This is a genomic window from Pedobacter sp. ISL-64 (genome assembly GCF_018613605.1).
GTDB lineage: Bacteria > Bacteroidota > Bacteroidia > Sphingobacteriales > Sphingobacteriaceae > Pedobacter.
Map to the genome: position 1 here is coordinate 12,203 of NZ_JAGGPU010000019.1, position 14,048 is coordinate 26,250.

14 protein-coding genes are annotated in these 14,048 nt (G+C 37.5%); 6 read left to right on the forward strand and 8 right to left on the reverse strand.

Features of this window, described 5'->3' with window-relative positions:
- Window positions 1-40 precede the first annotated feature (40 nt).
- Together J7E57_RS20280 and J7E57_RS20285 are read left to right on the forward strand one after the other, a co-directional pair.
- Window positions 41-223: a hypothetical protein gene (locus tag J7E57_RS20280; protein ID WP_121283822.1), complete on the forward strand. Its 183-nt coding sequence runs from the start codon at window positions 41-43 to the stop codon at window positions 221-223.
- Window positions 224-282: 59 nt separating this feature from the next.
- Window positions 283-1,374, forward strand: coding sequence for a carboxypeptidase-like regulatory domain-containing protein (locus J7E57_RS20285; protein WP_215125435.1), 1,092 nt, complete (start codon window positions 283-285; stop codon window positions 1,372-1,374).
- Window positions 1,375-1,413: 39 nt separating this feature from the next.
- On the opposite strand, the gene J7E57_RS20290 is transcribed toward J7E57_RS20285, so the two are convergent.
- From J7E57_RS20290 to J7E57_RS20325, 8 genes are all read right to left on the reverse strand, one after another.
- Window positions 1,414-1,881, reverse strand: coding sequence for a 4'-phosphopantetheinyl transferase superfamily protein (locus tag J7E57_RS20290; RefSeq protein ID WP_215125436.1), 468 nt, complete (start codon window positions 1,879-1,881; stop codon window positions 1,414-1,416).
- The gene (locus J7E57_RS20295) at window positions 1,871-2,131 is read right to left on the reverse strand and encodes an acyl carrier protein (RefSeq protein ID WP_215125437.1); all 261 of its coding nucleotides are present in this window, start codon (window positions 2,129-2,131) and stop codon (window positions 1,871-1,873) included. Before J7E57_RS20295 ends, J7E57_RS20290 begins: the two co-directional genes overlap by 11 nt.
- On the reverse strand, window positions 2,124-3,401 hold the full coding sequence (locus J7E57_RS20300; RefSeq protein WP_215125438.1) for a beta-ketoacyl-[acyl-carrier-protein] synthase family protein: 1,278 nt from the start codon (window positions 3,399-3,401) through the stop codon (window positions 2,124-2,126). Before J7E57_RS20300 ends, J7E57_RS20295 begins: the two co-directional genes overlap by 8 nt.
- Window positions 3,394-3,831, reverse strand: coding sequence for a 3-hydroxyacyl-ACP dehydratase FabZ family protein (locus tag J7E57_RS20305; protein ID WP_215125439.1), 438 nt, complete (start codon window positions 3,829-3,831; stop codon window positions 3,394-3,396). The genes J7E57_RS20300 and J7E57_RS20305 overlap by 8 nt, the downstream gene beginning before the upstream one ends.
- A gap of 18 nt (window positions 3,832-3,849) precedes the next feature.
- Window positions 3,850-4,902: a type III polyketide synthase gene (locus tag J7E57_RS20310; RefSeq protein WP_215125440.1), complete on the reverse strand. Its 1,053-nt coding sequence runs from the start codon at window positions 4,900-4,902 to the stop codon at window positions 3,850-3,852.
- Window positions 4,899-5,612 (reverse strand): methyltransferase domain-containing protein, encoded by a 714-nt coding sequence (locus J7E57_RS20315; protein WP_215125441.1) that lies wholly within the window; start codon window positions 5,610-5,612, stop codon window positions 4,899-4,901. Before J7E57_RS20315 ends, J7E57_RS20310 begins: the two co-directional genes overlap by 4 nt.
- A 3-nt stretch (window positions 5,613-5,615) precedes the next feature.
- Window positions 5,616-6,743, reverse strand: coding sequence for an NAD(P)/FAD-dependent oxidoreductase (locus tag J7E57_RS20320; protein WP_215125442.1), 1,128 nt, complete (start codon window positions 6,741-6,743; stop codon window positions 5,616-5,618).
- A gap of 446 nt (window positions 6,744-7,189) precedes the next feature.
- On the reverse strand, window positions 7,190-8,329 hold the full coding sequence (locus tag J7E57_RS20325) for a sterol desaturase family protein (protein ID WP_215125443.1): 1,140 nt from the start codon (window positions 8,327-8,329) through the stop codon (window positions 7,190-7,192).
- 210 nt (window positions 8,330-8,539) lie between these two features.
- Here J7E57_RS20325 and J7E57_RS20330 point away from each other — a divergent pair, with 210 nt between their 5' ends.
- The 4 genes from J7E57_RS20330 to J7E57_RS20345 all read left to right on the forward strand — a co-directional run bounded on the left by J7E57_RS20330 (window position 8,540) and on the right by J7E57_RS20345 (window position 14,019).
- Window positions 8,540-9,697, forward strand: a complete 1,158-nt coding sequence (locus J7E57_RS20330) for a carboxypeptidase-like regulatory domain-containing protein (protein WP_215125444.1) — start codon at window positions 8,540-8,542, stop codon at window positions 9,695-9,697.
- Between the two features lie 465 nt (window positions 9,698-10,162).
- A complete protein-coding gene (lpxK, locus tag J7E57_RS20335) occupies window positions 10,163-11,224 on the forward strand; it encodes a tetraacyldisaccharide 4'-kinase (RefSeq protein WP_215125445.1) in 1,062 nt (353 codons plus the stop codon).
- The gene (locus J7E57_RS20340; RefSeq protein ID WP_215125446.1) at window positions 11,196-12,011 is read left to right on the forward strand and encodes a purine-nucleoside phosphorylase; all 816 of its coding nucleotides are present in this window, start codon (window positions 11,196-11,198) and stop codon (window positions 12,009-12,011) included. Before lpxK ends, J7E57_RS20340 begins: the two co-directional genes overlap by 29 nt.
- A gap of 1 nt (window position 12,012) precedes the next feature.
- Complete coding sequence (locus J7E57_RS20345; RefSeq protein WP_215125447.1) at window positions 12,013-14,019, forward strand: putative porin; 2,007 nt, start codon at window positions 12,013-12,015, stop codon at window positions 14,017-14,019.
- Window positions 14,020-14,048: the final 29 nt, after the last annotated feature.

Below are 14,048 nucleotides of genomic sequence, written 5' to 3' on the forward strand. Positions count from 1 at the left end.
GGCCTAAATGGCATGCCTAAAACCAATTAAAAATTACAATATGAAAAATCTAAAAAAATATGAGGTTGAAGAATTATCTTTAACAGAAATGAAATCAATTGATGGTGGAAGCTGGTTTAGCAGAGCATTCGAAGCAGTTGGTAATGCTTTGGATGATGCTTATCATTGGTTACAGGATAATATTGGCCTTACTTTGGGCTCAGACGGAGCACATGGAAAATAATTAAGCGAAAAGAGCAGGTATTTGCCCTGCTCTTTTTATTCCCTCTTACAAACCATCTTATGTTTAACTATATATGTAACGCTAAAAATGTTTTTTTAGCGACTTTGTTTTTTATATTCTCTGGTAATGTTGATGCGCAAACATTTTACCTTACTGGACATGTTTTTGATGGTAAAGAACCTTTAATAGGCGCCTCAATAATAATTTCCAGCAAACATGTTGGCAATAGTGATGCATCTGGTTATTTTGAAACCAGTGCAAAATTGGGTGATACGTTGAAGGTAACCTTTCCTTTTTATGAAGTTTCTATTCTTGTTTTGACTGATTCACTTGCGAAAAATATAAACTTAGCAGCAAAGACATTTCAGTTAAATGATGTTCAAATAAATTTTAACAAAAGAAAAACAATTGATTCATTATTGAATGCATCTTTTCTACAATTAAATCCAAATGCTTTTAACGCGAAGATTTTTTTGAGGCAGTCTGTTGTTCGAAATAACGAAAATGTTATCTTGTTAAATGAAGGATTATTAAACCTGAATTGTCCTGATTTAAAAGATCTTATTGTCGCTGGTAGCAGTAAAAAAGTAAAATTAAATGTCGATTACTCTTGTAATCCGATTAACTCAAATAGCCGTCCGAAGGTAACTTACGGGAGTAATCCTCAAATTAAATTACGTTTGGGATTATTGCCTAATCATTTCCACGAACTCCTAAAACTCAATATTACAGAAGAAAGTATTCAATCTGATAGCCTTAATACGATTATTAAGGTTAAAGGGAATCTTTCTCTTAATGAAAAGCTTGTGGTTTCTTACCTATGGATTTTAGATAAGAAGACTAATTCATTGAAACAAGCTCAGTACTATGAACAATATGTAAATAAAAAACATTATTTGTTTTACGATTATTCTTACCGGAACAATGAACTCTTTTCTGGGTCTATAAGTGCTAAACAAGTTATTGGCAGAAATTCTTATTCAACAAACGATGAAATATTCCTGTTCCGCCACATAGGTGATGAGACAAATAAATGGAATTTTGATGCCAATAAGTGTGGGTTAGAAAAGTACCTCGAACAAACAGGGAATTGTGATGAATTGAGTGAATTTAAAATTAAGCACGAAATATCGGCACATAGCTTTTTTTAGTCTTGCAGATCTTTTTATCCATTCATTAAAGCGATATAATCAATTATAAGCCAAAGCCAAATATCGTCCGTGGTGGCTTACACAACCTGGTTTAGTGCATTTATAATCACTTGGATGATTTGGTGATTCGTAAATGGTTACCATAATTTCTTCTAGCGCACTACAAACAGGGGCAGCAATGGTATGAATATATTGTAGCTGTATATCACTTTTAGTGAAATATGTATTGTTGTCAATACTTACTATGCCTTTTATCTGATCGATGTTTGGATAAATAGTGCAATTTAAACTTTTAGGGGCGAAATTTCTGATTCCGGTTTTACGGTTATAAATTTTATAAGCCGATTCTTTCATGCTCCATAACAGCCATACCATTTCATCAGGTCTTTTTGCTGATGAAATCAGTAACTGTTCTTCGGTGGTGAAAATTTTATCGAGATAATTTTTACGCCTCCAGTTACTTTGGATTTTAGCCAGATCCAGATCAACGATATCGTTACCCAGCATGCGCTTCCAGTTTTTGAGTTATAATTTCTGTGGTCGCTTTTACTGTAAGCATTTTAGCCATCGAATCGTTGTCTATTTCGATGTTGAATTTCTCTTCAATATCTAAAACAATATCAACCAGGTTGGCCGAATTTATTTTTAAATCGTTTATAAAATCGGTGTTTTCGTCAATATGTGCCAATGCTGATACCTCCTCGCTATAAGGTTCAACTATTGTTTTTAAGGCTTCAATGATCTCTTCTTTATTCATGGGTATATTTTTTAAAAATAATGCAGACGTTAATATCACCAAAACCAAAACTGGCTTTAGCTAAGATATTAATTGGTTGTTGAATTAAAGTTTGCGGAATGCATTTCGCATCAATTAAAGCGGTAATCTCAGGGCTTAGGTCTTCGCAATTAATATTGGGAAAAATAAATCCTTCTGAAAGCTCAAGCATCGAGGCCACGCATTCTATACTCCCTGATGCAGCAATACAATGGCCAATCATACCTTTTATAGAATTTATGTACGGAAAATCATCAGCAGGTAGTTCTAGTGCTGCTTTCCAGTTTTCTATTTCCAGAGCATCTTTGGTTGTCGCGGTAAGATGGCCATTAATCACATCGATTTCCTGGGCTTCAATACCCGCATTTTTTAATGCTGTTTGGATACATCGCTGTACAGCGGTAGGATTTGGTGCAGTCATAGTACCTAAGCCCCGCTGACCGCCAGAATTGATGTGACCGCCGAGCACTTCGCCATATATTTTGGCTTTTCTAGCCACTGCACTTTCGAGCGATTCTAATAACAAAGCACCCGCGCCGCTTCCAGGTACAAAGCCACTTGCCGTTTCACTCATAGGGCGGCTACCTTTTTCCGGTTCATCATTGTGTTTAAAGGTGCAAACTTTCATGGCATCAAAACCGCCCCAAATGTAAGGGCCGCTATCGCTTGTACTTCCTGCTAGCATTCTTGTAGCCTGACCTGCTTTAATCCTTTCGTAAGCCAGCAATATGCTTTCTGCTCCTGTTGCACAGGCAGATGAATTGGTGCTTACCTGATTTCCCAAGCCGAGCTTGCCACTGATAAATGCACTTACGCCGCTGGCCATGGTTTGTATCACTACAGAGCTTCCTAATTTTTTGATTTCAAGCGCATCTATTTTATTAATTGCCCATCTAAATTTATCTATACCAGAAGTGCCTGCTCCGAAAATAGTACCGCTGTCCCAGTCGGGCTCTTCATTATTTTCGATGGTTAAGCCCGCATCTTTCCAGGCATCCAATCCAGCAATAACACCATATATAATTCCTGTACTGTTTAGGTTTCGTAATTCAAGCGGTGTAAAATATTGGCTGATCTGCTCTTCGCTAAGTACTGGCTTGCCTGCTATCTGACAAGAGAAGTTTAAGGCTTCCAGATCGGGCTGATGGCGGATGCCTGAAAGCCCTTTTTTTATGGCATCCGAAAACTCATCAATGGTAGCGCCATTGGGTGCGCATACGCCTAAACCGGTAATTACTACTCTGTTACCCATTTTTTTTTGATATTAACATGCCCGAAATGCTGCCTTTGCAAATCATTTCGCCTGCTGCATTTTCCATTTTTACTTTGCAACTCAGTTTATTAAACCTAAAATACACTTTCTCACTGGTTACTGTAACCTGTTCACCAGGATAAACCGGTTTTAAAAAGTCAATAGCGTTTGAGGTCATGGCGATGGATATATTTTGATCAATATCTTTTAACAGGTAAATGCCTAAACAGACCAATCCAATCTGTGCCATGGTTTCAGTGAGGATCACCGCGGGCGTTACCGGACGGTCTTTAAAATGACCCTCGTAAAATGGAAGGTTTTCAGGATAGGTATATGTCCCGATTACGCCGTTTTCGTCAACATGCAGCAACTCATCAACAAATAGAAAAGATTTGCCGTAAGGGAGTTTAGCTAGGATCTCTTTTTTCATTAGTGATTAGTTGAATGATTACCATTGTAAAAGTATGCGCTGTGCCGAAAATCCAGGGCCAAAACTTAACATCAGTCCTTTTTCCCCAGGCATTGGCTTTTTATCCATAATCCGTTCTAAAACATAAAGAACTGTTGCGCTACTCATGTTTCCATAAAGCCTTAAAACTTCTTTCGTTTCGTCTATATTTTTGCCAAGCCGGCCAAATAATTCTTCAACAATCTGGATAATCTTTTTTCCACCCGGATGAAAGATTAAATGGTTTATATTATTAATATCGAGGCCGTTTTTGGAAAGAAAAGGATGAATAATATCTGGAAAATGATTGGCAATGGTCTCTGGAACTGCTACATCCAGTACCATTTGTAGTCCGGTATTGGTAAGTTTAAATCCCATCATCTCTTCAGCATCATAAAAATGGTACATTTCTTCAGCCAAAATTTCTGGGCCACTATCTTCTTCATTCGAACTTAACAGTACACAGGCGGCACCATCGCCAAATATTGCTGCACTTACAATGTTGGCCATCGAAAAATCGTTTAATTGAAAGGTTGCCGTTGGTGATTCTACCGCAACAACTGCGGCCCGTTTACCAGGATTTGCTTTCAGGAAATTCTTTGCATAAATCATGCCTGATACACCAGCGGCGCAGCCCATTTCAGTAACCGGCAGCCGCACGATATCCTGACGCAGTTTAAGTAAGTTAATCAGAAAAGCATCTAAAGAAGGGATCATGATACCGGTGCAGCTCACCGTAATGATGTAGTCTAAATCTTGAGCTTGCCAGTTGGCTCTTTCTAGTGCGGTTTCCAAACATTTGGCACCCAGCTTTATCCCTTCTCTTACATAAATGTTGTTTCGCTCCTCAAAACTTAAATTACTAAAAACCGCTTCGGGCGACATGATCGAGTATCTTTTATCTACCGCGGCACTTTCAAAAATCTTTTTTACCTTTCGGATAAAGCGATCATCCTGATCTTTTAGCCAAATATCTAAAAATGTTAAAATCTCATCGGTTGACCTCCAAAATTCGGGCAAGGCTTTACTTACTGCTTTTACGGTTACGCTCATATTGTTTTAATTATCCATTGGTAGCGGAAAGCCCATTTCCATTTTATTGAACTCGATTTTAGCTTTAATTGTTTGCTGTAATTAAGCAAATCTGCCCTTTTAAACCCACGTAAAATTGATACTAGGCCATCCTCTCTCGACATATCATTTAAACGGAACACATAACACAATGCTTTAAACAGGTAATACGCCACTGCACTTCTTTGTAGGTCGTTTATTACAATGCCCATTGTTGCCAACCTTTTAAAATTCTCAAGCAGATCAATAATTTCTTCATCTTTAAAATGATGTAGGGTTAAAGTACAAAGCATAATGTCGCAAGGTTCTGTTTTACTAAAATCATCAAAAATATCGCTACAGGAGTAGGTTATGTTGGGGTAGTTTTTAGATAAACTTTGTGCATGATTTATAGTGTACCTATTGGCATCTATCCCTTTTAAAATAAAGTGCAAACCTTGTTTATTTGCATAATCAGCTAAAGTGCGCAACATATCTCCATTTCCACAACCAATATCAGTAATACGAATAACCTTGTCCTTTGGTTTGCTGTTGATTAGGCTTTTAATCCCCTCGAGTGTAACTTTGTTACCACCAAGGAGTTGGTTGATGCTGGCTATTTTATCCAGTGCATCGCGTAATATCTCACCTTCCATGGCAAAGTCATCCATAATCTCCGGTGCTGTGCTTCTATATGTGGTATCTACTGGCATTTATTATAAAATCTTGATCGGTTTACCATGTGTCTGTTTAATTATTTTATGGAGAAGAAAGGGCATTTTAGTCAACGCACTCATGGCCAAACTTTCGAATTTATTGTTCCTCAGCAAAGAAGATAATACGCTGCCCACTTTTAAGCGGCTTTTAAATTCTTTATTCCAGTGTAAAGTATAAGTTTTTTCCAATGCTGCACGCGAACCGATTTTTCCCTCCATTCTTTGATGCAAAAGTTCTGAAACAATTTTGGCACTGTGGATGGCCATGGCCATGCCATTGCCACAAAGTGGATGAATTAATCCGGCAGTATCGCCAATCATTAAAATATGGTTATACACAGGTTCTTTAGTTTCGAAAGAAATCTGACTGATGGTTAATGGTGTATCGAATAAACAGGTAGCATTTTCGAAAATAGTTTTCAAATGTCTATTTTTATAGAGTGCGTTTTCCTGGAAGGCAAGCAGGTTTTTGTGTTTTTTGAAACGCTCATAGTTAGCTAGGTAACAGATATTCAATCGGTCATTTTCAACCTTCGAAACGCCACAATAGCCACCTTCAAAATTATGAAGGCTTACCAGATTATTGGGGAAATCGGCTTTGTAATGTGCTTTAACTGCCAGATAGGGCGATTGTTTATTGATGAAATTCCGGTTTAGCTTAACATCAATTGCTGATCTTTTTCCATAAGCGCCAATAACGTAAGCTGCAACAAAAGAGTGGTTTGTAGTTGTTACCGTAAATTGATTGTTGGCAAAGTTAATCTGTACTACACGATCATGAATTACGTTTATTTTTCTCCTGATCAGTTCGGTATAGAGATAATGATCGATGGTGTATCTGCTTAAACCAAAGCCGCCAAGGAGTAATTTAGTTTTTATGCTTTTGCCAGAAAGGGAAGTGAAAAGCAATTCGCTTATTAATGTGGGTGCCAGATTTTCAATATCCAAACCGAGCCATTCAAAATAGGGGAGCACCTCATTCGAAATATATTCGCCGCAAACTTTATGGTGGGGATAGGTATCTTTTTCGATCAACGTAACATTTAAACCCGCCTTATTCAGGTGAAGTGCAGCTGTTAAACCTGCCAATCCACCACCAATAATTAAAATTTCTGTTTCGGCCTGCATATGATAAGATGGAATCCCAATATAACATTTAAAACTCGGGTTTGTTCCATTTAAGCTTCTTTAACCACAGAGATCATGGAGAAAAAACACAGAGGGCAGCGAGGTGGGTGTGCAATGTGTTGTCGGAGCAAGGTGCTGTCAGATGTTACCATCAGACAGTTTCATTTTTTCGTTTGCGCTCGTTTCCAAACGAGTGCACAAATAGCTTTACGATTTTATCGTTTGTGACGGTTGATTGTCTTTTCTGGGAGGTTCAAAAACCTTTAATAGTAGCAGTGTCAGTTTTGAATAAACGGGATTGCAGCGGCATCTCCCGATTCTTCATCGGGAATATAGCGGAAAGCCCGACTAACATTAATTATGTTTACAGACGCTGCTTTCCAAATAATCTTTATAATTATTATCTCTTTTGCGCTTGTCATTAAACGAGCGTTAGCTAATCTGCTTTATCTATCGCTTCTTTCTTCCATATTTAAATCGGTATCAAAAGGACTTTTTGTAAAGGGATAAATGGATTGTTTGACAAAACCTTTCGGATACGAAGCTTCGTGTACACCTGTTCCTGCCGGCCATTCTTTGCCAGGTAAATAATAGGTGCCAAACATCATATCGATAAAGGGAAATATTGAGGCGAAGTTATGTCCATAATATTTAGGGTCTTCGCAATGGTGCCAATGGTGATATTGGGGTGTTGTAAAAATGTATTTTAACGGACCAAAATTAATCCTGGTGTTGGCATGGATGAGTACCGCATGTATCGCAATAAATATAATGTACACATTGAAAACGGTAGATGAAAAGCCCAAAACATAAAGCGGGATAAAAGTCATTGCTCTGGTGAAAAAGATGTCAATAAAATGGGTACGGCTTCCCGCCAGCCAATCCATATTTTGTGTTGAATGGTGTATGGAATGGAAACGCCATAACGATACCCGGGTATGGAAAAAACGATGTGCCCAGTATTGAAACAAATCGGTACTGAAAAAAGCCAAAAACAAGGCCACTATAAATGGGAGACCCTGTACCCAGGTGTGCAGTTTATCTAAACCTATCCAGCCGAAAAACAATACGGCAGGTTTTTGGGTTACAATACCGAAAAACTGGATGAAAAGGTGGCTGATTACAAAATAGGTTAAATCGGTACGCCATTCTTCGTGGAATTTGGTTTGCTCATTGTTTTTGGGGAAGAATAATTCTAATGGAACAAAAATGGCAACCATTAATAGGAGATCTAAAATCATCCAATCAAGGCCAAAATGCCAGCCCGATTTGGCTACATCTCTACCTTCTACACTCAAAGCACCCAATATTACAGCTAAAGCACCGAGTGCAAAGCCTGGCCAGGCCCATTTTAGTTTTTTACTGAGGATTAAACTTAACAGTGAAAAGAAGAATGCTGCAATAACGCCTCCAAGCATTAGGGCTTCCATACTGTTTTTTGTGTATATTTCACGGAATTCAGGTGTGGTTAACTTCTCTGGATAATGAAAACAGAGAATGCCAAATAAGGCCAATACGGCTAAAAAAATAGAAATATATCCACTAATCTGGCCTTGGCCCACTACTAATCTTTTGTTCGGAGACATTAAAATATGTTTTGGTAGATAACAATGATAATAAAAAAAGATAAAATATGGTCGAATAACTTTTGTTAGTTCATTGTTTAATACTTAACCGACCCCAAACGCCCTGCGCCGAATACCCAACTTAATCCAGTATATTTATGTTATTTAAAGAGAATAATTATTTTACACCTAAATAACCAAATATTAGCTAAATAAAGCCTCAACCTACCTATGTCATATCACTCAAAAATCATATTCTCAATCGTAATAGGCTGCTTTTTCATCTCCTCGCGCGCCTTGGCGCAACAGCTTATTAAAGGACAAGTGGTTAACGAAGCCAATAAAGGTATCGCATCCGTATCGATTTATAATAAGCAGAAATTAATTGCCCTGAGTGATCCTGAAGGAAACTTCAGCTTTAAAATAGATTCCTTAAATAAAGGTCAATCGCTTTCTTTCAGTTCGGTGGGTTACGAAGGCAATTCAGTTAAAGTTGATGAGCGCAGCAGTACAAGTGACCTCATGGTTAAGCTAAAAGACAAATACACTAAATTAGACGATGTGCATATTTATGCTGCCAATTTTGCCTCTGCCTTAATTAAAAATGCGGTCGCGCACCTTGCCGATACCGGTGTGGTGAGCGAAAAATTGTTGTGTAGGCAGTATATGGTAAAGGATGGCAAATATTACAGTTATGCCGAGGGATTATTTAACCTTCATACCGATGAATATAAAAACGATATCAGGTTACAGCTAGAGGGACTAAGAAGGCTTAAGGAGCTCAAAAAAACAGGAGGGGTGAAGATTAATTACGCTGTTGATTTAAGAATTGAGCTTAAATCTTATTTTGTAAGTAATCTTAACGATAATATGCTCAGCGAGGATAATGATTACGAAATTGAAGGACAGGTTGAATATGAAGGGACAAAATGTTACAAGATCTCTTTCACAAGAGAGAGAAATGCATTGTACAAACGCAAGAATGGCTGGGTTTATATCACGGTAGATAAACACCTGATTAAAGGAATGGAAAGTAATATCGCTACGATAAATAAAAGCATGATCTGGATAAACAGGCAAAACTATACCATCGATAATGGTTTGTCGAAGTTATCTTCTACGTATTTAAAGTGTAATGTAGTGGCCGGTTTATTTTCGGAAGGTGAGCCGTCGGCAGAAATGGAGCTGCTTTTTCTGGAAAATATCGATCCTGAACAAAAAAACAGCGATAATTACTCTACCTTAAAACTTAGACAAGATTTTTATCAGTACCCTAAAAAAAATAATATTGAGCTTTGGACAGTACTCTATCAGAAACATAATTTAACAATTCCCCAGGTAATTGCAGAAACCTATAAATCGGATAAAGATATTTTGGAACAATTTTAAATACGCTTGCACGCGTTTCCAAACGCGTGCAGAAATAACTACGATTTCATCGTTTATAAACGATAAATAGTTTATACAACTAATTGTTTTTTAAAGAAAGCTCAAAAAACTTTAATAGCAGTATTGCTGGTTTTGATTAAACGGGATTGCAGCGATACACTTTTGTTTTTCTTCAAAACAAAAGGTTTAGCGGAAAGCCCGACTAACATTAATTCTGCCTGCTGGCACTGCTTTTCTAATAATCTTAATCGATTTTTCTCTTGGTTTTGCTCGTTCCCAAAAGAGTGCAGAAGTAGCTATACGATTTCATCGTTTATAAACGATAAATTATTTAACACTCACTAGAAACGAGCGTTAGCCGAAATTCTTACAAACCATTTCGTCAGACCAATGGTTGCTTTACTGTGCATTGGATTAAAGCCATGCCTTTCTTTTTTAAATAATCAGTATTTTTGAAACCACGATATGCTACTGAACTATTTACGCCTTTTACTGCTTCCTTTTTCGATCATTTATGGAATGGCTATTCTTCTTCGTAAAAAACTTTATGATTGGGGATTGATGCGATCTGTAAAGTTCGATTTGCCGGTAATCTGTGTAGGCAATTTAGCCGTTGGCGGATCGGGCAAAACACCAACAACAGAATATTTAGTGAAGTTGCTGGCCGGCTTTAAAATAGCCATACTCAGTAGGGGATATGGCCGGAAAACGAAAGGTTTTATTGTTGCCGATGGCGCTGCGACGGCCGAAACGATAGGAGATGAGCCATTACAGTACCATCAAAAATTTACAGGTATTACCGTTGCTGTTTGCGAAGACCGTGTAAATGGGATTAAGCAATTAAAAGAGAATCATGATTTAGTTATCCTTGATGATGCCTTTCAGCACCGCGCGGTAAGGGCAGGTTTTAATATTGTGCTTTTCGAGTTTAGAAAGTTGGGTACCTTACAGTTTTTGTTGCCGGCGGGAAATTTAAGAGATGTTTTCTCCTCGCGTAAAAGGGCCGATATATTATTGGTCACAAAATCGCCGGTTCCTTTGTTACATGTTGCCCAGCAGGCCGCTATAAATGAACTGCAGCCAAATGCCAATCAACCAGTATTACATTCTTATCTCAAGTATGGCGATCTTATTCATTTATACCGTAACGAAAGTCGCACGCTCGAGTCGATTAGAGATTTCGAAATTTTCCTGCTCACCGGAATTGCAAATCCCGCTCCGTTAATAGAAGAGCTTGAAAAATATACTAAAACCATTAAACACGAAGAATTTCGGGATCATTATGCTTTTAAAAATGATGATATTAAAAAGTTTAAATCGGTTTTTTTGGCAGGGACTAAAAAAGATAAAATCATTATCACAACAGAAAAGGATAGCAAGCGTTTAAGAGCTACCGGATTTGAAGATTTACTGGTAGATTTACCTATATATTATTTACCCATAGAGGTTGAATTATTTGAAGAAGATAAGATTACCTTTGACGAACTCATTTTAAACTATGTTAAGAGCAATAGAAGAAACCGTTGAATATATAAAACGTAAAACAGAGAACTTTAAGCCAGAAATAGGGATTATTTTAGGTACTGGCTTGGGTGGCTTGGTAAAAGAAATCGAAGTTGAGCATCAATTGATGTATTCTAATATTCCAAATTTTCCAATTTCTACTTTAGAATTTCATAGCGGGAAACTGATTTTTGGAACATTGAACGGAAAGAAAATTATTGCGATGCAAGGGCGCCTACATTATTATGAAGGTTACAGCATGCAACAGATCACTTTCCCGGTTAGGGTAATGAAAGGTTTGGGTATAGAAAACTTAATTGTATCTAATGCTGCGGGCTCGTTAAATCCTGAGTTTAAAAAGGGCGATTTAATGATTATAGACGATCATATTAATCTGCAGCCAGATAACCCATTGCGTGGCTTAATCGAAAGTGAATTAGGGCCCCGTTTCCCGGATATGAGCCAGCCCTATAAACGCGATATCATAGTTAAAGCGCTGGAAATAGCTAAAGATGTAGATATTAACTGTCATAAAGGGGTATATGTTGCCGTTTCCGGACCGAATTTAGAAACCAAAGCTGAGTATAAATATCTGCGTTTAATTGGCGCTGATGCCGTTGGTATGAGTACCGTGCCTGAGGTTATTGTGGCCAATCACGCTGGTTTACCTGTTTTTGCCATCTCCGTGTTAACGGATGAGGGTTTTCCGGAAGATCTGCAACCTTTTAATTTAGAAGAAATTTTAGCAGCAGCCGCCAAAGCCGAGCCTAAAATGACGGAGATTTTAACCCGCTTAATTTCTGAACTATAAGATGCATAAAGTCGTTAAAATCTGTTTTTTTATCTTACTGCTGTTAGGCATTAACAAAACCTTTGCACAAGATTTAAAAACAAGTGTTGGTACCAACAAAGAATTGGATTCTGTTCGGAAGAAACTAGACTCGGGGAAGGATTCTGTCGTTTTTACCGCAAAATATATCAGATTTACCAAGCTGTCGTTAACTAAAGACAGTATTGTGTTGCTGCCTTTAGATACCTCAACTACCAATATCCAGAATTACAGCCCACTCTTACAGCCCTTGCACCCAACCATAAACAATGGTAATATGGGCTTGGCAGCAAGGCCATTATTATACGAGCCTAGTAAAAGGATTGGCTTTGACGCAGGATTTCATTCGCTTGATTATTACGCTTTAACGCCTGAAGATATTATTTACTATCAGGCCAGAACCCCTTTTACCAGCTTATATTTTGTTAGTGCGGGACAAAAAGAGCAGCTTTTTAGAGCCATCCACACACAGAATATTAAAAAAAACTGGAATGTTGGGCTTAATTTTAACCGTGGCGATTCTAAAGGCTTTTACGCCAGACAACGTGGCGATAATTTGAATGTTGCCGTATTTTCATGGTACCAATCGCCAAGCAAACGTTACAATATGTGGGCATCGGCAATTTTTAATACCATGCGTGCCTACGAGAATGGTTCTACAGTAGCCACAGGTTTATTCGATCCTGATTATTCTAAAATTGCAAGAGAGGCAGAACCGGTAAATTTATCAGACTCAAGAAATTTGTACCGCAAAAACACCGTTTTCTTAAAGCAAACTTATTACGTAGGAAGGATAGATACCTCTGCAAATGTTAACAATGCTGTTTTACCAACCAACAAGGTTTCGTATACGTTTGAGTATAATAACGACAGTTTCGATTTTTACAAAAATGGAACGGATGTTAATCATGTACTGCCTCCTGGAATTGCGAGCACAATATTTACGAATGATTCGACCCATGTAAAACATATCAAAAATGAATTTATTTATAGTTTCTTTTTAAGACCAAAAAATAGTTCGGTTATAAAAAATGAACTGAAGGTTGATGCGGGGATTAAACACGATTATTATAAACACGAATATCTTGGTATAAAACAAGATGCAACCAATTACGAGCGCAGTAGGTTTGCTTATCAAAACATTACCATTTTAGGTGCAGCGGGCTATCGGTTCTCTAATAATATCGATTTCAATTTAGATGTACAGCAAATTTTGCAAGGTGAAAATGCAGGCGATTACTTATATGAGGCAAAAAGTAAAATCCTTTTAGGTAAAACCATAGGAAGGATCGAGTTGGGTGCTTATGTACAAAACCAATCGCCAGCGGCTATTTTTAATTACTATCATGGCAACCATTACCAATGGACAAACAGCGATTTTAAGAACACTAAAATTGCCAATTTATCATTTAACTATATCAATGATAAGTATGGTTTTACTGCCGGAGCCAAATATTTCTTAACCAGTAACTATGTTTATTTTGCCGCCGACCATACCAATGGTACAACTGCCATTTTACCAAAACAGGCTACTGCCGATATTAGCTTAATCAGGTTGGATGTATCAAAGAAATCGAGGTTTGGTAAGTTTGTGATGGAAAATTATATCGCTTATCAAAAAACAGATAAAAATGCAGTGTTAAGAACACCTGAACTTTATACTTATAACAGTATTTATTTTGATAATACTTTTTTTAAAGTATTAAAGGCTAATGTGGGATTTGATGTAAGGTACAATTCTGAATATGCAAACTACTTATATTCACCCGCAACAGCGCAGTTTTATATTGATGAACGCAATCCAACAAACCTAGCTTCAAAACCAGTAATTGATGTCTTTTTTAAAGCAAATTTAAAAAGGGCCAATATTTTTGTTAAATACGATTTTGTAAACCAGGGTTTATTCCAACCGGGTTATTACACTGTAAACAGGTACCCCATGCAAGATGCCCTATTAAAATTTGGGGTAAGCTGGAACTTTTACGACTAAATAATAGCGCATAAAAAAGCCTCCCGATT